This window comes from Dorea sp. AM13-35 (assembly GCF_003473885.1).
Taxonomy (GTDB): domain Bacteria; phylum Bacillota; class Clostridia; order Lachnospirales; family Lachnospiraceae; genus Dorea_D; species Dorea_D hominis.
In genome coordinates, this window is sequence record NZ_QUCZ01000001.1 from 581058 (window position 1) to 603232 (window position 22175).

Annotated in this window: 19 protein-coding genes; 2 read left to right on the forward strand and 17 right to left on the reverse strand. The window is 42.8% G+C overall.

What is annotated here, in order from left to right:
• Positions 1-118 precede the first annotated feature (118 nt).
• From rpsA to DW152_RS02900, 16 genes are all read right to left on the reverse strand, one after another.
• Positions 119-1210 (reverse strand): 30S ribosomal protein S1, encoded by a 1092-nt coding sequence (rpsA, locus tag DW152_RS02825; protein ID WP_021861123.1) that lies wholly within the window; start codon positions 1208-1210, stop codon positions 119-121.
• Positions 1191-2048 carry a 4-hydroxy-3-methylbut-2-enyl diphosphate reductase gene (ispH, locus tag DW152_RS02830; protein ID WP_118287898.1) on the reverse strand — a complete coding sequence of 286 codons (858 nt, stop codon included), beginning with the start codon at positions 2046-2048 and terminating at the stop codon, positions 1191-1193. The genes rpsA and ispH overlap by 20 nt, the downstream gene beginning before the upstream one ends.
• Positions 2049-2057: 9 nt before the next feature.
• Positions 2058-2714 (reverse strand): (d)CMP kinase, encoded by a 657-nt coding sequence (gene cmk / locus DW152_RS02835; protein WP_118287899.1) that lies wholly within the window; start codon positions 2712-2714, stop codon positions 2058-2060.
• A 125-nt stretch (positions 2715-2839) separates the two neighbouring features.
• Positions 2840-4078 (reverse strand): NAD(P)/FAD-dependent oxidoreductase, encoded by a 1239-nt coding sequence (locus DW152_RS02840; protein ID WP_118287900.1) that lies wholly within the window; start codon positions 4076-4078, stop codon positions 2840-2842.
• Positions 4071-5009, reverse strand: coding sequence for a MurR/RpiR family transcriptional regulator (locus DW152_RS02845; RefSeq protein ID WP_021861127.1), 939 nt, complete (start codon positions 5007-5009; stop codon positions 4071-4073). Before DW152_RS02845 ends, DW152_RS02840 begins: the two co-directional genes overlap by 8 nt.
• A 69-nt stretch (positions 5010-5078) precedes the next feature.
• Entirely contained in the window at positions 5079-5834 is a 756-nt protein-coding gene (locus DW152_RS02850) for an ABC transporter ATP-binding protein (protein ID WP_118287901.1), read from the reverse strand.
• 11 nt (positions 5835-5845) lie between these two features.
• Positions 5846-6610, reverse strand: a complete 765-nt coding sequence (locus DW152_RS02855) for an ABC transporter ATP-binding protein (RefSeq protein ID WP_118287902.1) — start codon at positions 6608-6610, stop codon at positions 5846-5848.
• Positions 6603-9251, reverse strand: a complete 2649-nt coding sequence (locus DW152_RS02860) for an FtsX-like permease family protein (protein WP_118287903.1) — start codon at positions 9249-9251, stop codon at positions 6603-6605. Before DW152_RS02860 ends, DW152_RS02855 begins: the two co-directional genes overlap by 8 nt.
• A 30-nt stretch (positions 9252-9281) precedes the next feature.
• A complete protein-coding gene (locus tag DW152_RS02865; RefSeq protein WP_118287904.1) occupies positions 9282-10448 on the reverse strand; it encodes a sensor histidine kinase in 1167 nt (388 codons plus the stop codon).
• Positions 10448-11170 (reverse strand): LytR/AlgR family response regulator transcription factor, encoded by a 723-nt coding sequence (locus DW152_RS02870; RefSeq protein ID WP_158570015.1) that lies wholly within the window; start codon positions 11168-11170, stop codon positions 10448-10450. Before DW152_RS02870 ends, DW152_RS02865 begins: the two co-directional genes overlap by 1 nt.
• A 248-nt stretch (positions 11171-11418) precedes the next feature.
• Positions 11419-12834 carry an oxaloacetate decarboxylase subunit alpha gene (locus tag DW152_RS02875; RefSeq protein ID WP_118287906.1) on the reverse strand — a complete coding sequence of 472 codons (1416 nt, stop codon included), beginning with the start codon at positions 12832-12834 and terminating at the stop codon, positions 11419-11421.
• A 56-nt stretch (positions 12835-12890) separates the two neighbouring features.
• Positions 12891-14039, reverse strand: coding sequence for a sodium ion-translocating decarboxylase subunit beta (locus DW152_RS02880; RefSeq protein ID WP_118287907.1), 1149 nt, complete (start codon positions 14037-14039; stop codon positions 12891-12893).
• Between the two features lie 46 nt (positions 14040-14085).
• Positions 14086-14460: a biotin/lipoyl-containing protein gene (locus tag DW152_RS02885; protein ID WP_118287908.1), complete on the reverse strand. Its 375-nt coding sequence runs from the start codon at positions 14458-14460 to the stop codon at positions 14086-14088.
• Between the two features lie 21 nt (positions 14461-14481).
• Entirely contained in the window at positions 14482-15267 is a 786-nt protein-coding gene (locus DW152_RS02890; RefSeq protein ID WP_021861136.1) for an OadG family transporter subunit, read from the reverse strand.
• Between the two features lie 14 nt (positions 15268-15281).
• Positions 15282-16721 carry an acyl-CoA carboxylase subunit beta gene (locus DW152_RS02895; RefSeq protein WP_118287910.1) on the reverse strand — a complete coding sequence of 480 codons (1440 nt, stop codon included), beginning with the start codon at positions 16719-16721 and terminating at the stop codon, positions 15282-15284.
• Positions 16722-17016: 295 nt separating this feature from the next.
• A complete protein-coding gene (locus tag DW152_RS02900) occupies positions 17017-17616 on the reverse strand; it encodes a hypothetical protein (RefSeq protein ID WP_117537241.1) in 600 nt (199 codons plus the stop codon).
• Between the two features lie 346 nt (positions 17617-17962).
• On the opposite strand from DW152_RS02900, the gene DW152_RS02905 reads away from it, so the two are divergent.
• Positions 17963-19318, forward strand: a complete 1356-nt coding sequence (locus DW152_RS02905) for a peptide MFS transporter (RefSeq protein WP_118287911.1) — start codon at positions 17963-17965, stop codon at positions 19316-19318.
• A gap of 138 nt (positions 19319-19456) precedes the next feature.
• Here DW152_RS02905 and DW152_RS02910 read toward each other — a convergent pair whose 3' ends face one another.
• Positions 19457-19828 (reverse strand): hypothetical protein, encoded by a 372-nt coding sequence (locus DW152_RS02910; RefSeq protein WP_117537243.1) that lies wholly within the window; start codon positions 19826-19828, stop codon positions 19457-19459.
• 237 nt (positions 19829-20065) lie between these two features.
• On the opposite strand from DW152_RS02910, the gene DW152_RS02915 reads away from it, so the two are divergent.
• Positions 20066-21853, forward strand: coding sequence for an aminopeptidase P family N-terminal domain-containing protein (locus tag DW152_RS02915; RefSeq protein ID WP_118287912.1), 1788 nt, complete (start codon positions 20066-20068; stop codon positions 21851-21853).
• The last annotated feature ends 322 nt before the right edge of the window (positions 21854-22175 follow it).

Below are 22175 nucleotides of genomic sequence, written 5' to 3' on the forward strand. Positions count from 1 at the left end.
TTTAATGAACATCTTGTTCATTTTTTAACAGATGTTCAGACACACAAAAGATAGAGGTATGAAACCTCTATCTTTTCTCTTTCGCTTTTATATATACGCTTGAATTCTTACAGTACGATTACTCTTCAGAGCTTTCGTTCTGTGAAGCCTCTGACTCAGCCGGCTCTAAAGCTTTCATGCTCAGGCTGATCTTCTTGTCAGCTTCATTAAGATCAACAATCTTAGCTGTTACTGTCTGTCCTACAGACAGTACATCAGACGGTTTGTCAACATGTGTTCTGGAAATCTGTGATACATGAAGAAGTGCATCTACTCCAGGAGCTAATTCAACAAATGCTCCGAAGTCTGTCATTCTTGCAACTTTTCCTTCGATTACAGTTCCTACTGCATACTTCTCAGCTGCATCTGCCCATGGATTAGTCTCCGGGAATTTTAAGCTGAGTGCGATCTTTGTATCGTGAATGTCTTTGATCAGGACTTTCAGTTCATCGCCAACTTTGAATACTTTCTTCGGATTCTCAACGCGTCCCCAAGACATCTCTGAGATGTGAAGGAGTCCGTCTACTCCGCCAAGGTCGATAAACGCTCCGAAGTCTGTAACATTCTTAACAGTTCCTTCTACAGTATCTCCAACCTGTAATTTAGCAAACAGTTCTTTCTGTTTTTCTGCTTTCTCTGCAACAAGAAGCTGTCTTCTGTCACCGATCACGCGGTTTCTTCTAGGATTAAACTCGCTGATAACGAATTCGATCTCCTGATCCTGATATTTGCTCAGATCTTTCTCGTAGGTATCAGATACAAGACTTGCAGGGATAAAGACTCTTGCCTCATCAACAACTACGCTCAATCCACCGCCAAGGATCTGTGCAACCGGAGCTTTCAGAACTTCATGGTTCTCATAAGCTTCTTTCAGTCTCTCATTTCCTTTCTCGGCAGCCAGTCTCTTGTATGTCAACAGCACCTGACCTTCTCCGTCGTTTACTTTCAGTACTTTTACTGTCATTGGATCTCCAACAGATACGACTGTTGTCAGATCTACGTTAGGTTCGTTCGTATACTCATTTCTCATAATGATACCGTCTGCTTTGTAGCCGATATTCAAGATGATCTCATCCGGTTTTACATCAATGACTGTACCATCTACGACTTCTCCATTTCTGATTGTCTTAAATGATTCTTCCAACATTTGTTCAAAAGTTAATTCTGACATTATTTTGAACCTCCTCAATTATTTTCTTGGGCGTGGATGCCCCTGCTGTAATACCTACTGTTTCCACGGACCTTAATTGATTCATATCAAAATCGTCAAGTGTCTGTATATAGTACGTATCCGCACATGCATTACTGCATATCTCAAATAGTTTGCGGGTATTAGAGCTTCTCTTGTCTCCTATAACAATCATAGCGTCCACCCTCTTTGCAATGTCGCGAGCCTCTTCCTGGCGCTCTTTTGTTGCACTGCAAATCGTATTTAAAACAAGTATATCATACCTCTTTTTCTCAATAATTTCAACTATATCTTTGAATTTATTGTAATTAAATGTCGTCTGAGATACGACACACAGTTTTTGCTTTTTATTTTTTAATTGAAAACTTTTCGCTTCTTCTACAGTCTGGATGACTGTCACATCATTTCCACTCCATCCTTTAATGCCCTGCACTTCAGGATGTTCCGAATTTCCGATCACAACAATGTGTGCACCCTGTGCGCTCTGCTCTTGGGCAATTTTATGGATTTTCTTGACAAATGGGCAGGTTGCATCCACACAGGTCAGTCCTTTTTCAGTCAACAAATCGTAGACTTCTTTTGCTACTCCGTGAGACCGGATGATTACGATTCCGCTGTCCAAATTCTCCAGCTCTTCTGCACTTCCAATCACCTTCACGCCGTGTTTTTTCATATCTTTGATGACTTCTTCATTATGGATGATCGGTCCGTATGTGTAAATCGGACTGTCTGGGTGTGCTTCTATCTGTTTGTATACAGTATCCACTGCCCGCTTTACTCCGAAGCAAAATCCCGCTGTCTTCGCAAGTTCAACTTTCATATATGCCTCCTAATGGCAGAGCGCCGTAATTGCGGCGACTACTTCCGGGATTGTCATATCTGAGCTGTCTACGAGTGTCGCATCTTCTGCCTGTCTAAGCGGTGCGATCTCTCTCGTCATATCTCTTCTGTCGCGCTCTTCAATGTCTTTTTCAATCTCGGCAAGATCACAAGTTTCACCCTTTTCTGTCAGTTCATCAAAACGACGTGTTGCTCTTGTCTGTACACTTGCAGTTAAAAATACTTTCACATCTGCATCTGGTAATACGCAGGTACCGATGTCACGTCCGTCCATGACAACATCTTTTGTTTTTGCAAGATCTCTCTGCAGTCCTAAAAGTGCTTCTCTGACTGCCGGGATCGCAGAGATCTTAGACGCCATATTTCCTACTGCTTCTTCTCTTAATTTCCCTGTGATATTCTCACCGTTTAAGTAGACCTGCTGTCCGCCTTCTTCATAGCCGATCGTTACTTTTACATTCTTGCAGTCTGCTGCGATCGTTTCTGTATCTTCCGGCGAAATATTCTTTTCCAGAAAATAAATTGCCATTCCACGGTACATCGCTCCTGTATCTACATAAATGTATCCTTTTTCTTTTGCCACCAGTTTCGCAATGGTGCTTTTTCCGGCTCCTGCCGGTCCGTCAATTGCGATATTATATCCCATTCTTCTGCCCTCTTTCTCTATCTGTTTTATTTAATAATATATAGCTTGCTTTTCAAACTCACGTACCTTCCCGTTACAATCTTTGTCTGTTTCCCAAAACAGCACGTAAGCATACACATATCCATTTATTTCTGCCATGCACAGGCTCTTGCAGCCGCACATGCAGTAGACCATGCAATCTGTAAATTAAATCCTCCGGTCACTGCATCCAGATCCAGTACTTCTCCTGCAAAATACAAGCCAGATACTGTCTTTGCCTCCATCGTGCCCGGATCGATCTCTTTCACGCTGACACCACCTTTTGTGATGATTGCCTCATTATAGCCGCGCAGTCCGGTTAATGTCACTGGAATTTTTTTGATCAGGGAAACAAAATGCTGTCTTTCCTCTCTGGAAATTACATTGACCTTTTTCTCCGGATCGATTCCGCTAAGTTTGAGCATCACCGGAATGAGTTTCGCCGGAAACAGCTTGTGGATCGCATTCTTGAACTGTCGGTTATGGTTTTCTTCAAAATCACGCAGGACTCTCTGATCGAGCTGCTCTATAGACAATGCCGGTTTCAAGTCGATTTCCAATGTCAGTGGATGATCTTTTAGTTTCTTGCCAATTACACTGCTGGCACTTAACATAAGCGGACCGCTAACGCCGTAGTGCGTGAAAAGCATCTCTCCAAAGTCTTCATACAGCTTCTTCTTACCGTCTCGGATAACCGCATTTACATTTCGAAGAGACAGTCCCTGAAGCTCCGGCACCCAGTCTTCCTGAGTCTCCATCGGTACAAGCGACGGCAGACAGTCTGTCACTTCAAGTCCCAGTTCTTTTGCAAACCGGTATCCGTCCCCGGTAGAACCTGTAGACGGATAAGAGATGCCTCCGGTTGCAACGACACACGCATCTCCGGACACTTTCTTTCCATCAGATAATACGACGCCTGTAAAATGCCCGTCCTTCGCTTCAATCTTCTTCACAGATGTATTCAGGCAGATCTTCACACCAAGTCTCTTCATCTCTTCTTCCAAAGTACGGATCACATCGGAAGAATGATCAGATAACGGGAATACCCGTTCCCCTCGTTCAATCTTCGTCCGCATGCCAAGCTCTTCAAAGAAATCCATGACATCCTGGTTTGTAAATCCGTAAAAACTACTATACAGAAACTTCGCATTCGTTTTCACTGCCGGAAACAGATCTTCTACATCACAGGCATTTGTCAGATTGCAACGACCTTTTCCTGTGATAAATACCTTCTTGCCCAGTTTTTCATTTTTTTCAAACAGTGTAACCGCGCAACCTTCTCTTGCCGCCATAACTGCCGCCATCATGCCCGCAGCGCCACCACCTGCGATTAATACTTTATTCATAAGTCTCTTCTCCATCTATCTGTGCTTTGGACGAAGACAGTTCTACTTTATCATCTACCATGTTCAGTTCATCTTTGCTGTATACCTGATACTCATCCCAGATCCGTTCCAGCGTCTCCAGTGTTGTGATGACTTCATCCTGCTTCTTCATACAGAGTGCTACCACAAGCGCATTTACCACGCTCAGAGGTGCTACAAGTGAATCTACGATAGACGCCATGTCACTTCGCGCGATCAGATTGCAGGAAGAATATAACGTCATCGGCGAATGGACGCTGTCTGTCAGCGTGATTACTTTTGCCTTGCGGTTACTTGCAAATTCCAGCGCTTTTAAAGTACGCATGGAATACCGCGGGAAGCTGATTCCGATAATCACATCGTCTTCATCGATCCGGATAAGCTGTTCAAAAATCTCACTTGAACTGTTTGTGTGCACAGCAACTACATTATCACAGATCAGGTTCAGATAAAACCCAAGAAAACTTGCAAGCGGTGCACAGCTTCTGATACCGATCACATAGATCTTCTTCGCATTCAGAATCGTCTCCACTGCAAGTTCAAATGATTCATGGTCAATGGACTGCATCGTCAGCTTGATCTTATCAATATCTGACTGTAATACAGATGTCAGTATCTCGCCCTGACTGATGCGTCCATATGTGACTTCCATTCTCTGGATGGAATTTAATTTGGTACGGACCATCTCGCCCAGCGCTTTCTGGAATCCCGGATAGCCGTCATATCCAAGCGCCATCGCAAATCTTACAACCGTAGACTCACTGACGCCGACTTCTTCCCCCATCTTCGCAGCAGTCAGAAATGCCGCTTTATCATAATCTTCTTTGATAAAATCCGCCAGTTTTTTCTGACCTTTGCTGAATTTTGAATAACCTTCATCTATCTTTTGAAGTAATTCATTTTTATTTCCCATATCGTTTTTGTCCTTTTCTTCTCAATTTACCGTATCCATTATATATAAATTTGAGAAAATATTCAAGGACTATAAACATTCCATCTGCCCGGTTATTTCCCTGTAAAATGCATCTTTGTCTTCCCCTGCCTTCAATTCTTTGAGAATAACTCCATCTTTCAGAAGCAAAATCCGCCCGCAACAGCTCGCCATCTTTGGATCATGCGTCACCATAAGAATCGTTTTTCCAAGTTCTTTCGAGATTTTTCCAAGCGCATTAATCACGATCTGCCCGGATCGGGAATCCAGATTTCCTGTCGGTTCATCTGCAAGAATCAGTTCCGGTTCATTCATGAGTGCACGGCAGATCGCCACTCTCTGACGCTCTCCGCCGGACAGCTCGTATGGATATTTCTTAAGCAGATGTGTAATCTCAAACTGCGTGGCATAGGCGGCAGCTCTTTTCCTCATTTCTTCCGACTCGCTCTTTGCGATCATCATCGGAAGCATAATATTTTCTTCAACAGACAGACTGTTCATCAGGTAAAAATCCTGAAAAATAAATCCGATCTTCCGGTTGCGGATGTCTGCCCTCTTTTCTTCCGGCAGTTTTCCGGTATCTTCTCCTTCAAGCCAGACACTTCCGGACGTAGGACGGTGGATCAGACCGAGAGTCTTTAAGAGCGTCGTCTTGCCACAGCCGGATTTACCCATGACTCCGACGAATTCTCCTGCCTCCACGGAAAAATCCAGTCCCTTCAATACATGGATCTGCGTCCTTTCTTTTTTATCTTCACTGATAATGCTGTAATCACGCACCAGTTCTTTCACTTCCAGTATATGCATATCCACTCCTCCTACAGTTCCTGCATCTTGTCCACAATTCTGTGGTAAAACGCATCCTGGTCTTTTTCTCTTTTCAGTTCTTCCAGAATCTGTCCGTCTTTCAGCAAAATAATCCGGCTGCAATAGCTTGCCATTTTCGGATCATGCGTAACCATAAGGATTGTTTTCTTCATTTTCTCGTTAATCTCGGTCAGTGCGTCAATAACGATCTGTCCTGACTGGGTATCGAGATTGCCTGTCGGTTCATCTGCAAGGATGAGTTCGGGATCATTAATGAGCGCGCGGCAGATTGCTACCCGCTGACGCTCCCCGCCGGACAGTTCATTCGGTTTCTTCTTTGTCAGATGCATCAGACCAAATTTCTCCATATAATAAGCTACTTTTTCCAGACAGTCCTTCACCGGCGCTTTATCAAGCACCATCGGAACCATGATATTATCTTCTACCGAAAGACTGTCAAGCAGATAAAAATCCTGAAATACAAATCCCATTTTTCTTCTGCGGATATCAGCAAGCTCGTCGCTCCACAGTTTTCTCGAATCCACGCCATTGAAATACAATGTACCATCGGTTGGTTTATCGATCAGACCAAGCACTTTCAGAAGCGTTGTCTTTCCACAGCCGGATTTTCCCATGATCCCGACAAATTCTTCTGTCTTCACAGCGAAATTCAGTCCTTTTAACACCTTGATCTCCCGGTCTTCCGGATTCTCTGCGTAGATCATCCGATAATTCCGTGTCAGATCTTCTACTTTTATGATTTCCTGATTATTCATCGTCTTTTTCCACCTTTCGAACCATAAACTTTCCAAGCAACCACATAAACAGAAGTTCTACAAGAATATAGCCGCCCCAGAGCCATACTGCGTGAGTTATAAACTGTAGCTTAACTGCATTTGTATACATCCGCACATAGAATGTAATTCCGGTAAATACAGCTGTCACAAGCGCGGTAAACGCTCCCGGAAGCCAGAACATCAGATGTAATTCACCGAGAAGAATGCGGATTCTCTCTTTCTTTCTCATACCCATACAAGTGAAAAATTCGGCTCTTTTGTTCTTCTCATCCAGTTCAGAAAGCACTTTAATATAGACAAGGAACATGCTTATAAAAAGCATTGTTGCCGTGACAAACAGGTTCACGATCAGCTTCATCATGCGTTCCGTACGCAGGTCTTTTACACTTTCATCCTTTGCATAATAATTTGCGATTTCCGCATCGTAAGCCTGATCTTCTTTATGTTTTTCCTGGAATTTTTCCAGTTCTCTCTTGATTGCTTTGTGATCTTTCGCTTTACTGTTTATCAACACCAGTTTTGTCGGTCCCTGCTTCACAGTCAGCCCTTCAATCGCATCCGTTTTCTTTTTAATAAACGAACCATTCAGCACATTCGTTGTCTTCCAGAGATTCTGTGCTTTTGTGAAGAATGCATCCGAAAGCACAACGAGATTTTCCAGTTTTCCATTGCGGAAACATCCGGTCAGGCTTCCAATCTCCTCGCCTGCGATTATACGTTGCTGATATGTCGTCTCCTCGGAAAAATGCTCATATGGGGTATATCCTTCACATACAATGCCAACATGGATATTGGGTTTCTTCTTACTAAATGTCCAGTCTATCGGCTGTGCTTTCACAGAGCGGTCCTGCTGGTGCACAAGATAGACTTTCTCTCCCTTTGCATCCAGATGGAGAAAGTGTGGTTTATAATCCGGATCAATTGCTTTTTTCAGTGCATGATAAGTAGATTCTGAAATACCGATCTGTTGTCCCTGTATTCGTTTTTCATAATAGCCCTCATTCTTCTCCGTTTTATCCGAATTCGAGATTCTTACCATCGGATAAGTCGTAACCTTTGCTCCGTACTGTTTCTCCAGATTTTCAAATGTCTTCTGGTCTTCATCGTAAGAAATGCACATGAAATCATATGGAAACAGGCTTTCCGGTTGTTCTGCAACCGTTACAGATACTGACTGGAATGCAAAATAAAACATTCCGCAGATATGCAAAGCTGTAAGCGCTGCCAGATACCACGCAGTTGTCTTTGAACGGTGATAGCGGTCATTGCGTTTCAGAAGCGTACCCAGATACCCTTTTGATGCCTTGTCTTTTCGCAGCAACAATGTCCCGCCAAAGCGGTAGAGAAGAAACAGTCCGACAAACAATGCCAGCATCAGTGTAATCTTCTCGTAATTGTAAATCTTGCTGTAAGAAATAGCACTGTATCCGCAGATAGCAGCTCCGATCACAGTAATGATTTTCAAAAACCTCCGCGGCATCTTCTCTTTTGCAACATTACGTGTTGCCGCTGAGATCAGGTTAAAATCCGACACAATGTCTCTTGTTGCCATCAGTGAAACAAGATAGACAAGAAACAGAACGGCAAGTGATACCAGATACGTTGTTTTACTTGCATATGACAGATTGATCTGATCGCCCACCATGTTTCCGACAATTTTACGGAAAAGCAGAAGGACTCCATTTCCGACAATTACTCCGCCTATATAGGAAAATACAAATCCCAGTCCGATTTCCAGTCCGGCGATCGTCCAGAGCGCCTTTCTTCTGATTCCGAGTGTTACAAAGATACTATAGTTCTGAATCCATTTTCTGAGATAAAAGATCAGCACAAATACCATCAGGAAAAGGCAGCATGCCGCAAGCGGGATCATCGCATTGATCAGGATTCGTCCAAGTCCTTCGCCACCATACATAGACAGATCAGCCCGGTAGGAAGAAGACAGCATCTCATAAGCTCCCAGTCCGGAAAATGCCAGTGTTCCGACCATGATTCCGCAGAATAGGAAAAGCCGGTAATCTTTCCAGTCAGAGCGGAAATTCTTCCAGATCATATGATAGAAAAGTTTCGTGTATTTGCCCGGAAAATCCAGTCTTCTGTGCGCTTCTTCTTTCTTTTCCTGTTCCTGCACTTCATAATTTCTGGATCTTGCCAGTGCTTCATCATAGACATCGATCATCTTCTGCAGGGCAAGCTCAAGAAGACTCATTACTACCATAGGCATAAAAAACATAAATGCCATCACATTATCTGCAACTGTACCGTAAGCTGCATAATCACTCAGAAACATCTCTGTGATCGCAATACCGATCACAACCGGCTGGATATACCGGTATTTGTTTAAAATCAGCAGTATCAGATACAATACTGCCACGATCTGCATAATTACAAACAGGCCAACCTGAATCTTTATGGCTCCCATATTGCCGTCCCACACATCCCGGCAACTGTCTGTCAGTGCGGCAGCTCCTTTCTGCGACAATAATCGGAAAACACCATAAAAGGAATGATACCCATCCCGGAGCCGGTAAACCGGCCACATGGAATAGATCAGAAATATCGCGTATCCGATGACTCCGACACATATTTTTTCTTTTCTTCTACTCTTTTTCTTCTGCATTTCTTTTTCCTCTCAATCCTAAGATTTTCTCTATTTCATGTCATATATGGATACACTGACAAGAAAACTGGTATCTGTAGTTATATATTGCAGATCACCTTCATGTTTTTCTACGATTTCCCGAACATTTTTCATACCGTATCCATGCAGTCCGTTTTCTTCTTTCTGCGACCGGAGCTGTCCATTTTCCACTCTCACTGCTTCCTCTGCACTGTTCTCAATCTCCACGTAAAAAAGCCGGTTCCGTCTTATAAATTTCACATGGATCCATGGATTTTCCGAAGTCACTTTCTGCGTTGCCTCCAGTGCATTATCCAGAAGATTCCCAAATAGCGTAATGATCTCCCAGTCCGTAAACGGCAATTTTGTAAATACTTCCGTCTGGATCGTCATCTGTACACCGGAGTCTTTCGCATCCTGCGCCTTCTGGTTCAGAATCATATCCAGCATCTGATTTCCTGTCCACACCTGATAATTATGCACCAGTATCGCATCACTTAATTTCTCCAGATATTCGTGAATCCCATCCCAGTCTCTTTCCTGTTCATAACGCCTTAGCGCCAGCAGATGATTTTTCATGTCATGAACAACCTGCCGGCTCTTTAACATTCCTTTGAACCGCTCTTCCAGCACATTTACCTTAAGTTCCAGTACTTCCTGTTCTTTCTGCTCCAGCTTTTTCTGGCTGGAAAGATTCATATACTCCAAACTTTCTGTCATCCTACATGCAAAATACTGGACACCTTTGACCACAAGCCACGTATTCAGGTAAATGAACATGGACATCGGAATATAAAACTGCTCATCTGCTCCCTGATAATCTGCATATTCAAGGAAGAACACCCACGTCATCGCGATAACCCAAAACAGTCCCTGATGATCTCGGTACGGAATCTGGTTCATATTCCGGTATAAAAGAAGCAGATCCACTACCTGCGCCACCAGAAAACTCATCAGATAAACAAGGACCAGGATTGCCATCTTCTGTTCATAAATCCCCAGATCTTTTCCCGGATAGTACGTCTTGTTAAACGCTTCTATGTAATCATTTCTTGTCAATGCTCGGAAAATATACCGATGCAGAGAACAATGCAGGCCGCTATACTTAAGCCACGGGAAGAAATAAAAAATCTGCATCAGTCCGCAGAATATGATATTTATCAGTTGGACACTTGTCCATTTTATTTCTCTTCCCATTAGTTTTTTCTCCAGTACGCAGTTACTTTTTGTTTCACTTCCCAAATCAGTTCTCTTCCGGCTCCGATTACATCCCCATTATCTAATTGCACCGACTCTGCTGAAATACCCGCAATGTGTTCAATATTTACAAGACAACTTCGTCCGACCATGATAAATGCATCTGTTCCCAGTTGTTCCTGTATCTGAAATAAAGGCATCCGCTCCCGGTACACTTCTTTCTTCGTTCTGTACTCCGAGTATTTCTGCCCTTTTACCTTGCTCACACAGATGATGTCTTTATAAAACAACTTCTTCTCATGATCTCCAACCCACAGGAAATCCTGTTCGCTCGTTTGCTTTTCCTTCGCAATCTCCCGGAGCACATCTCCGAGTCGATCTTTCATATCCCGCTTCAGAATATACTGATAAGCCTCCAGTATATAACTGTCTGCCGCAAATTCTGCAAAAGACGTCAGAAATACGAGATATGTTTCTATGCCGTTTCCTTTTAACTCCGCTCCCAGTTCAATTCCATTCATTCCCGGAAGGTCAATGTCAGAGATTACAACGTCCGGATACGCTGTATCTTTCTTCTCTTCAAGTGCTTTAAGAAAACGCTCCGCGTCTTCGTATTTTTCTATATAAACTTCCGTCTCACCGGACAGTTCCTGTATGACAAGCTCGCCGATTCGCTCACGCGCCGGCTGTTCGTCTTCTATAATTGCTATTGTAAAATGCATATATTCCCCCATCTCCATCTGTACACATATCCGAAAACTTTCGTCTTACTTTTATGCTCGTAGCGGGGCAGGCATTAAATGATTACTCTCTTTGTATGTGAAAACCATGTAGATGTACCACATTTACCTGCCGGTATCACACATTATAGCACACCACAGAATTTTCTTATACACTTGGACATGAATCCTGGCATTTCAGGACTTCTGCATCGCATATAAAATATACAACTTTTAATTAAAAGAAGTTATTACACCGGATAACTTCCGTTCTTTGTATCAGCAGCATTCGGATCGATCTTTGTCTGCTGTGCTTCTCTGTATTTGAAGAAGTCAACAGCTACCTGCGGGAATAATGCATAAGTTAATACATCTTCGTCCTGCTGGATCCACTGTGCACACTCTTTGCGGAGTGTATCTAATTCTGCCGGAATCAGATCTGCCGGACGGCATGTGATGATCTCAGCATCGTCTCCTAATACTTTCTTCTTCACTTCTTCGTTAAATGGTTTTACAGTTGCACCGTATTTACCACTTAATACGTCTTTTGTCTCTTTTGTAGCCATCTTATAACGTTCGCCCATCAGTACATTAAATACAGCCTGTGTACCTACGATCTGTGAAGACGGTGTTACAAGCGGCGGTTCACCTAAGTCTTTTCTTACTCTCGGCACTTCTTCCAGTACTTCATAGTATCTGTCTTCTGCATTCTGCTCTTTTAACTGAGATGTCAGGTTTGAAAGCATACCACCCGGTACCTGATACAGAAGAGTCTTGATATTTACACCAAGGTTCTTCGGATTCAGCAGTCCGCTGTCTAATGCATCGTCACGGATCGGGCGGAAGTAATCAGCGATCTCCGCAAGTAATTTCTGATCCAGACCTGTATCATAAGGTGTTCCTTTGAACGTCTCAACCATAACTTCTGTTGCCGGCTGTGATGTTCCCATTGCAAATGGTGACATTGCAGTATCAATGACATCTACACCTGCCTCTACTGCTTTTAAGTAAGTCATAGAAGCAACACCGGATGTATAATGTGTATGAAGCTGGATCGGAAGGTCTGTGGCTTCTTTTAATGCACCGATCAGCTCTGTTGCCTTGTACGGAAGGAGCAGACCCGCCATATCTTTAATACAGATAGAATTTGCACCCATATCTTCGATTCTCTTGGCGATATCTACCCAGTAATCCAGTGTATAAGCATCTCCCAGTGTATAGGAAAGCGCTACCTGTGCTTCTGCTTTTTCTTTGTTTGCTGCTGTAACGGCCGTCTGCAAGTTTCTAAGGTCATTCAAACAGTCAAAAATACGGATCACATCAATACCATTTGCAACCGATTTCTGTACGAAATACTCTACTACATCATCTGCATACGGACGATATCCTAAGATATTCTGTCCACGGAACAGCATCTGTAATTTTGTATTCTTAAATCCGTCACGGAATTTACGAAGTCTCTCCCATGGATCTTCTTTCAGGAAACGTAAAGATGCGTCAAATGTTGCACCACCCCAGCACTCTACAGAATGATAGCCAACCTTGTCCATCTTATCGATGATCGGAAGCATCTGTTCTGTTGTCATACGAGTGGCAATCAGAGACTGGTGTGCGTCACGCAGAATTGTCTCTGTTATTTTAATTGGTTTTTTTTCAATTTCTGCCATTATTTCTTCCTCCATATAATCAGTATTCAATCGTTATCATACGAAATATCCGGTTCTTAAACTCCGAAGATCGCCATAAATGTTCCGGCTGCAACTGCTGTACCGATAACTCCGGCAACGTTCGGACCCATTGCATGCATCAGAAGGAAGTTCGTAGGATCTGCCTCTGCTCCAACCTTCTGGGATACTCTGGCTGCCATTGGAACGGCGGATACTCCGGCTGATCCGATCAGCGGATTAACTTTTCCCCCGGTAACTTTGCACATGATCTTACCGAATAATACTCCGGCTGCTGTACCAAACATAAATGCAATCAGTCCAAGGATAACGATGAAAATAGTCTGTTTGTTCAAAAATGCTTCCGCACTTGTTGTCGCTCCGACAGATGTACCAAGTAAGATAACTACGATATACATCAGTGCGTTGGAAGCAGTCTCTGTCAACTGTCTTACAACACCTGATTCACGGAAGAGGTTTCCGAGCATCAGCATACCTACCAGCGGTGCTGTTGTAGGAAGGATCACACAAACAACGATTGTAACGATGACCGGGAACAGGATTCTCTCCAGTTTGGATACCGGTCTTAACTGCTCCATCTTGATCTTACGTTCTTTTTCTGTTGTTAAAAGCTTCATGATCGGCGGCTGAATGATCGGGACAAGCGCCATGTACGAGTACGCCGCCACTGCGATCGGTCCCATAATTGCTGTCTGCTGTAACTTTCCGGCAAGGAAGATGGAAGTCGGTCCATCCGCCCCACCGATAATGGATACAGCCGCGGCCGCTTTATCAGAGAATCCAAATGCCATCGCTCCAAGGTAAGCTGCGAAAATACCAAACTGTGCTGCAGCACCTAAGAGGAAACTCTTCGGATTCGCGATCAATGGTCCAAAGTCTGTCATTGCTCCAACTCCAAGGAAAATCAGAGACGGCAGGATTGCCCATTCATCTAATTTAAAGAAATAATACAGAAGTCCGCCCGTTCCATTTGCCGAATCTTCTGCATGCAGCATAATATCCGGATAGATATTAACAAGCAGCATACCGAATGCGATCGGCACAAGGAGCAAAGGTTCAAACCCCCGCGCGATTGCCAGATACAGGAAAAAACATGCTACAGCAATCATGATCAAATTGCCCCATGTGAGACTGAAAAAAGCTGTCTGATGCACGAGGTTTCCCAATGTTGATGTTATATATTCCATTTCTTAACCTCCAGTCGTATTCATTCCATAAGGAATCAGTTTCACATTAGTTTAATGTAGCTAAAACTGCACCGGATTCGATTGCGTCTCCAACTGCTACGTTAATGCTTGCAACTGTTCCGTCTTCCGGAGCTACTACTGGAATCTCCATCTTCATTGCTTCAATGATGATAACTGCATCACCTTTCTTCACGCTCTGTCCGACACTTGCTTCCAGCTTAAATACTTTTCCGGCTGCTCCTGCTTTTACTTCAATGCTTCCGGCGTTTCCAGCCGCAGGTGCTGCTGCTTTCGGCGCTGTCTTAGGAGCTGCCTTAGGCGCTGCTGCTCTTGGTGCTGCTGCAGGTGCTGTGCCTGCGCCGTTCTCTTCAACAGTTACATCATATACATTTCCGTTTACTGTAATTGTATAATTTTTCATGATTCAATCCTCCTAAATTCTCTATGCGTTCCATTTATTAGACGGACGGCGTCTGATGCTTCTTACTACAAATCCATCTGTGCCTGTTCCTTCATATTCTGCAATAGCCGCTGCAATAACCGCTACCAGCTCTGTATCATCCGTAACATCTTCTGCCTCAGCAGATGCGCTCTGTGTTGCCTCTTCTACTACAACAGCCTCAGCTTCTTTTGCCGATTTCTTTCCTCTGTTCTTCCATGCTTCTTCCAGCGCAGGGATGAATCTGAAAAGAGAAATGATCAGGGAGATAAAGATCAGCACAACGAATACCGTTCCCATTCCAAGTACGGTATTCAGTCCGGCTTTTTCCAGGACTTCACCCATGGAATATTTTCCGTCAACTGTCATACTCTCCAGTTTTAATTTCTGGTTATATACAAATGTCAATGTGGCATCTCTGTCTTTGAATTTTGCCGCTGTTGTAACCTTAAGTTCGTCTTTGGAAGTTTCATATTTGAAATCTCCATGACTTACATATGCTCCACACTCTTTGATTCCAGACTGCCAGCTTTCCAGTGCACTGGTAAATCCGTCTGCTGTATACGGAAGTCCTGACTGCATCAGCTGATATTCCAGATTAAAGTCGTCCATATCTTCCCACTGCTGAATCGTCGCATCATCTGCACTCTGGCAATAGTTGATCAGAAACTCTGTTGATTCTTTAATAGAAGATTTGTCATACTTCAATTCATTGCCTGAATTGGAACAACCGGTAAAGCATAATACAGCTACAAGCATACAAATTATTAAGCTAATTTTTTTCTTCACTTTGCCTCACCTCTCTAAATTGTTCCGTGTTTTTTCATCGGACGATCCTCTCTCTTGGTAAATAACATCTCAAATGCGCCAATGATGTATTTTCTTGTATCTTCCGGATTGATGATCGTATCCACATATCCTCTTCTTGCTGCTGCATCCGGGCTTGTCTGAAGCTTTGCATAAGCAGCTGCTTTCTCATTAATTGTCTCAGCATCTGTATCTGCATACATGATTTTGGCAGCCAGCTTCGCATCCATCATACCGATCTCTGCCTGTGGCCACGCATATACCATATCTGCTCCGACAGATTTGCTGTTCATTGCTACATAAGCACTTCCAAAAGCTTTGCCGATCACGACATTTACTTTTGCTACAGTTGCCTCTGTAAATGCATAAGTCAGTCGCGCTGCCGCTTTTGCAAGATGTGTCTCATCGTATGCACTTGCTGCAAATCCGGATACATTCGTAAGAGTCAGCACCGGAATTCCAAATGCATCACAGAAACGCACAAAATCTGCTGCTTTATCTGCTCCGTCAGCAGTTAAAGATCCGTCAAATTCTGCTACAACTTCTGCTTCTTCATTATATACTTTTGAACGATTGGCAACGGCGCCAACAGTCAGTCCGTTTAATTTGATGAATCCTGTTACCATATCTTTCGCAAAATCACGTTTTGTCTCAAAGAAAATATGGTCATCAGAAATCTCTGCAAGTGCGATTGCAGTATCTTCTGCTGCATTCGCCAGATCTGCACATACACGGTTCAGATCATCCTCGCATGCCTCATAGGAAGCATCATCTTCGTTGTTAGAAGGTAACATGCATACGAGAGAACGGATATCTGCAAGAATCTCTTCTTCTGTTTCTGCAACATCTACCAGACCGGCTTTCTCGCTCTGGAATTTTGCAGATGATGTATCACATCTGGAAATCTCATTTCCTGCAACTGCGTTCGGAGAGTTTACGAAAAGCTTTCCTTTCTCTGCTTCCATAAATGTAAAATCAGAAAGAGCCGGAACTACGGAAAGTCCTCCTCCGCATGTTCCAAAGATTGCTGTAATCTGCGGAATCACGCCGGATGCAAGTGCCTGTTTTGTATATAACTTACCAAAAGCATCCAGTGCATCGGTTGCCTCTTGAAGTCTCAGTCCCGCACAGTCGATCATTCCGATCACCGGCGCTCCCATCTTCATTGCCATATCATAGATGTTTGCAATTTTCTTCGCATGCATCTCGCCGATCGCACCGTTTAATACGGATGCATCCTGGCTGTACACATACACTAAATTACCGTCTACTACTCCATATCCGGTCACCACACCGTCTGCCGGAGTTTCTTTGTCCTGCATGTTGAAATCTGTTGTTCTTGCTGTTACAGCGCCACCGATCTCAACAAAGCTTCCTGCATCAAGAACCGATAAAATACGATTACCTGCTGCATTTTCTGTTGCCATGTTGCCCATAGTCCAGCCCTCCATTTTCCTTATTTTAAGGTTTATACTTCTTGGAAAAGTAAAACCAAATTTTAGCCAATTATATTATATCTTTTCCGACATCAATCTGCAAGTATTTTCCTTTATTTTTGTTAAAATCTTATCAACTTTTTTACAGGTTTTTATGCACAAACATGTTGTTTCCTATTAATAATATGCATAATTATAAACTTTTATATTGCATTTTTCCTCGTCGCCATAATAAATAAACAGGACACGGAAAGCAATTGCATTGCTTCTCCATGTCCTGTTCTTTAATAATATCTTAAAATTTCTTTACTTTCTTGCGCCTCATATTCGTACAGCGTTCCAATAAAAATGCTCTCAGCTCATCAATACTTCCTTGTTCCAGCGCATCCTTCGGGAAGCCGCACATTGCTCTCGGTGATCCTTTGCTGTCCGGTTCTGTCTTCACAACAACCGCAAATGCATCTTCCGATTCCAGTAATTTAACGACATTCGCATACTGAAAGGATCTTGTCTTCATTTCCATTACACTGTCAAAATGATCGTCGTAAAAATCCAGCTCAGTTGATACAGTTCCACCGTTCAGTTTATTTCTTCTAAGGAACTGGTCTTCCGCATCTCCGATTGCTGTAGCATCCAGAGCCTTTCTCCAGATTGTACGGTTAAATGTAATACCAACTACAAAAGCTGCAATCCACCAGATTATATACCGTACAACAAACTTTGTCATATCATTGCCAGGATTTCCAAATTTCATAACAAAATAAAAAATCAGGATTCCAAGGAAAAATACTACAAATTTAAGCGTAATATCACTCTCATCCATTCGGAACAGCTTACAGATCTTCTGCAATGTATTCTGAGATTCCTTATACTTCACACAATAACGTCCTGCCATAAATCTTCCCCATCTTTCTTCTATTATCATTTTGTAAAACATATCCGTTTCATTATATATGTTCAGATACTAACATTCAAGCATTTTACGTTTTTTTTATATTCCCCGTTAATTTTCTGACAATTATGCATTTTGCATTACCAAATGGGTGTTTTTTTATCCTTTTTATGGCATATTTATGTCAAAAAAACGACAAAAAATGAAAAACTTAACATTTTCTTAAATTAATTGGTTGTACTTTAGTCTAAGTTATGCTATCATATAGAACATTGAGAGCACAAAATTTAGAACTTATGTCTCTACATTTTGTACATCATGAAAAATTTCATATTGGAGGGTGAAACTCATGGAAAACACTAAGAAAAAATTTCCATTTGGCTTCTATGTATGCTGCCTCTCTTTCACATTCGAAAGACTTGCATACTATGCTGCTAAGTGGGGACTGTCGATCTTTATCGTAGTCGCTGCAGCAAAGGGTGGTCTTGGATTAGACAAATCCGTAGGTGCTGCAATGAGTTCTAACCTGGTAGCGTTTACTTATATCACACCAGTTATTGGTGGATATATCGCTGACCGCTGGATTAGTCCTCGTCTTCTTGTACCAGTTGGAGAGATTCTTATGGGACTCGGATACCTGTGTGCATGGAAAGCTAACGGAGTTGGAATGCTTTGGGTAATGATCGTCCTGATCGCTATCGGAACTGGATTCTTCAAAGGAAACGTTTCTGGTATCAACGGACGTCTGTTCCCATCATCTGATCAGGATGAACTGGATACTGCATTCAGTCTTCAGTACTCATTCGTTAACATCGGATCATTCATCGGAACAACTTTCCTGTCACTGGTCGGTACTAACGTTGGATATCGTGAGATGTTCCTCATTTGCGGAATCTTCATGTTCATCGACTGTGCATGGTGGTTATTCGGAATGAGATTCTTCGGCGATGCTGGTAAGAAACCATTCCTGGTTGACAACCGTACAGAAAATGTTGAGAAAGCTGACAAAGAGAAAGACAACGCTCCACTTACCAAACTTGAGAGAAACCGTGTTATCGCTATTCTGATCGTAACATTATTCTCTGGAGTCTTCTGGCTGATCTGGTACATGGCATACATGCCAGTTTACTATGAATTCGGTCCAGCTTCTCAGGGAGGACAAGGATGGGCTAACTGGAACATCGGTTCCTTCGAGATGCCTACTGCATGGTTCGACTCTATGAACGGTCTGCTTTGTATCATCCTTTGCCCTGTATTTGCAGGAATCTGGGCTAAGATGAGACAGCGTCCACAGGGAGACTGGGGAATGTTCACAAAGACAGCTTTAGGAATCATCGTACTTGGTCTTTGTACAGCATCCATGGTACTTGCAGCAGTTCTTTCAGGACAGAGCTCTGATCATCCGGTTGGTATCTGGGTAATCATTCTGACAGCCGTTTGTATGACTGTTGGTGAAGTTATTTTCTCACCACTTGGAAACGCTTTCATCAGCAAGTATTCTCCGAAGAAACTTCTCGGAACAATGCTTGGTGTATGGCCACTGATCATCTTCTTCTCTGGTAAAGCTTACGGACCACTTTATAACTGGCTCGGAAACTTCGACTTCGTTAAAGCTTATGGTACAGTAACAGCTATCATCATCGCTTGCGGAGTTATCATGTTAGCATTTACTAAGAAGTTCGACAGAATGGTTGAAGGCGAATAATTCAAACTGAATATCGTACATAAAAAGAGTTGTCTACTAACTTCGGTTAGTACGACAACTCTTTTTGTTATAGCAATTTTTTGTTATAGCAATACACAATAAATGGGAACCAGCACTTGTCTGATTCCCATTTATAACTTACTTCTTCTTATGATTCTTTTTTGACTGCGTATAAGTCATCTTCGTCTGGCTGACACTTCCTCTGGATGTGATCTTCTTGGAAGTCCGTTTCTCTTTCTGGTCTTCAAAAGCAGGTTTTAATAAAACTTCTGCTCCGATTACAAAACATGCTGCCTGCACTGCAAGCTGTATGTTATCGGCCCAGCTTCCCATCTGTGCAAATACTGGATCCAATACCCTCGCACCGGCCAGAATGATAAGACTTAATCCCGCATATGCAAACAATGCATAGATACGCATTGTCTTACCGGAGCCTTCATTCTTCTTCATAAAAGAATATCCGGCAAGGAAAATCAGGCCACCGGCAACTACTAATAAATACTTTACCATGTTCTCTCCTCCGTCTTGTACCCTTTCTTCTATTGATTCCTGCGTATACCGCTCTGATATCTTACAAATTTATAAGTCTATATTTCTTCGTATACCGCTCTGTCTATTATACGCTAAAACATCCCGGCTTTCAATCAATGATAATAAAAGATCTATAAAATTTCAGGAACAGGTTTGTACTTTAGTCTAATAAGTGTTAAAATATAGACAGATTTAAATACTAAGGAGGATTTTCAAATGAAAGTATCAGAAAGAATCGCAAAACTGCGTGCTCTGATGGCTGAAAAAGGAATTGATGCCTATGTCGTTCCAACAGCTGATTTCCACCAGAGTGAATATGTAGGAGAACATTTCAAAGCCAGAAAATACATCACCGGCTTCAGTGGTTCTTACGGAACTGCTGTTATATGCCAGGATGATGCAGGTCTTTGGACAGACGGACGTTATTTCTTCCAGGCTACAAACGAACTGGAAGGCAGTGGAGTCCGCCTTATGAAAATGTTCGTTGGGGATACTCCATCTGTTACAGAATATCTGGCAGACAAGATTCCGGAAGGCGGAAAGGTTGGATTTGACGGACGTGTTCTTTCCATGGATGAAGGAAAAGAATATGAAGATGCTCTTTCACCGAAGAACATTTCTATTGATTACGAAGAAGATCTGATCGACCAGATCTGGGAAGACAGACCACCGCTTTCTGACAAACCGGCATTCTTCCTTGAGGAGAAATATTCCGGCGAAAGCTCAGCACACAAACTGGAGCGTGTCCGCAAAATCATGAAAGACAATGGCGCAACAGTACATATTATCGCATCTCTGGACGATACAGGATGGCTTTTAAATGTCCGTGGTGATGATATTGATTTCTTCCCGTTACTGCTCTCTTACTCTATCGTAAGAATGGATGGTGTAGACCTCTATGTTGATGAGACGAAATTAAATGACCGTATTCTGGAAGAGTTCAAGAAAGTAAATGTTACACTTCATCCGTACAATGACATTTACGAAGACATTAAGAAACTGGATGCTTCCGAGACTGCCCTCATCGATCCGATGAAGATGAACTACGCACTTTACAAGAACATTCCTTGCAAGATCGCAGAATCTGCCAACCCGACAATTCTTATGAAAGCCATGAAGAATGATGTTGAGCTGGAGAACATCAAAGAAGCTCATATCAAAGATGGTATTGCGATTACGAAATTCATGTACTGGATCAAGACTCGTTACGACAAAGAAGATATTACAGAGTTAAGCTCTGCTGACAAGCTGACAAGCTTAAGAGCAGCTCAGGAAGGATATATCCGCGACAGTTTTGAACCTCTGTGCGCATTTGCAGATCATGCAGCTATGATGCATTATTCTCCAAGTAAAGAGACAGACGTTGTATTAAAAGAAGGCGCAATGTTCCTGAATGATACAGGCGGCGGATACTATGAAGGATCTACAGATATTACACGTACTTTCATCCTTGGTTCTATCGATCAGGATATGAAGAAATATTTTACAGCCGTTGTACGTGCTATGATGAACCTGTCCCGTGCGAACTTCCTCTATGGATGCCACGGTTACAACCTGGATGTCCTCGTAAGACAGCCGATCTGGGATCTGAACATTGACTTCCAGTGCGGTTCCGGACATGGCGTCGGATACCTTGGAAATGTTCACGAGCCACCGACAGGCTTCCGCTGGTATGTTGTTCCAAGCAAGAACGAGCATCATCAGTTAGAAGAAGGTATGGTTATCACAGACGAGCCTGGTATTTACGAAGATGGTAAATTCGGTATCCGTATCGAAAATGAATTTATCGTAAGAAAAGGTGAACTGAACAAATATGGTCAGTTCATGCACTTCGAGACGATCACTTTCGCTCCGATCGACCTTGACGGAATTGATCCGGAAGAGATGACCAAATCTGAGAGAGAATGGCTCAACAACTACCACAAAGACGTATATGAGAAGATCGGACCGCACCTTACAGATGAGGAAAGAGAATGGCTCAAAGAATACACAAGAGCAATCTAGGCTTTGACTGCGAGGCTTCTCTGGCTACACGATTTTCTGGCTGCCAGCTAAGCTATTTGCATAGTAAAATTGCATATATTGATTGCAGGCTCCGGCGGATTCCCGCCGGAGCCTGTTTTTTGAAAATTTTTGGCTTAATTTCGAAATTTTTTCAATTTAAGCTTTCTATTCCCTAAAACATCCCAGTCATAAAGCGAATCACAAATATTACATCGAATAATATTGTTCCAACCAGGATTACCACTATAAGAATATCAAATACGCGCAAAATGATTATTCCGGGGCTCTCTGAGCCACCTGTCCGGACTTTGAGAGCCACCTG

Coding starts and splice junctions, on each gene's coding strand:
- rpsA (WP_021861123.1), bottom strand. CDS start 1,210: ATGTCAGAATTAACTTTTGAACAAATGTTGGAAGAATCATTTAAGACA.
- ispH (WP_118287898.1), bottom strand. CDS start 2,048: ATGAAAGTTGAACTTGCGAAGACAGCGGGATTTTGCTTCGGAGTAAAG.
- cmk (WP_118287899.1), bottom strand. CDS start 2,714: ATGGGATATAATATCGCAATTGACGGACCGGCAGGAGCCGGAAAAAGC.
- DW152_RS02840 (WP_118287900.1), bottom strand. CDS start 4,078: ATGAATAAAGTATTAATCGCAGGTGGTGGCGCTGCGGGCATGATGGCG.
- DW152_RS02845 (WP_021861127.1), bottom strand. CDS start 5,009: ATGGGAAATAAAAATGAATTACTTCAAAAGATAGATGAAGGTTATTCA.
- DW152_RS02850 (WP_118287901.1), bottom strand. CDS start 5,834: ATGCATATACTGGAAGTGAAAGAACTGGTGCGTGATTACAGCATTATC.
- DW152_RS02855 (WP_118287902.1), bottom strand. CDS start 6,610: ATGAATAATCAGGAAATCATAAAAGTAGAAGATCTGACACGGAATTAT.
- DW152_RS02860 (WP_118287903.1), bottom strand. CDS start 9,251: ATGCAGAAGAAAAAGAGTAGAAGAAAAGAAAAAATATGTGTCGGAGTC.
- DW152_RS02865 (WP_118287904.1), bottom strand. CDS start 10,448: ATGGGAAGAGAAATAAAATGGACAAGTGTCCAACTGATAAATATCATA.
- DW152_RS02870 (WP_158570015.1), bottom strand. CDS start 11,170: ATGCATTTTACAATAGCAATTATAGAAGACGAACAGCCGGCGCGTGAG.
- DW152_RS02875 (WP_118287906.1), bottom strand. CDS start 12,834: ATGGCAGAAATTGAAAAAAAACCAATTAAAATAACAGAGACAATTCTG.
- DW152_RS02880 (WP_118287907.1), bottom strand. CDS start 14,039: ATGGAATATATAACATCAACATTGGGAAACCTCGTGCATCAGACAGCT.
- DW152_RS02885 (WP_118287908.1), bottom strand. CDS start 14,460: ATGAAAAATTATACAATTACAGTAAACGGAAATGTATATGATGTAACT.
- DW152_RS02895 (WP_118287910.1), bottom strand. CDS start 16,721: ATGGGCAACATGGCAACAGAAAATGCAGCAGGTAATCGTATTTTATCG.
- DW152_RS02900 (WP_117537241.1), bottom strand. CDS start 17,616: ATGGCAGGACGTTATTGTGTGAAGTATAAGGAATCTCAGAATACATTG.
- DW152_RS02905 (WP_118287911.1), top strand. CDS start 17,963: ATGGAAAACACTAAGAAAAAATTTCCATTTGGCTTCTATGTATGCTGC.
- DW152_RS02910 (WP_117537243.1), bottom strand. CDS start 19,828: ATGGTAAAGTATTTATTAGTAGTTGCCGGTGGCCTGATTTTCCTTGCC.
- DW152_RS02915 (WP_118287912.1), top strand. CDS start 20,066: ATGAAAGTATCAGAAAGAATCGCAAAACTGCGTGCTCTGATGGCTGAA.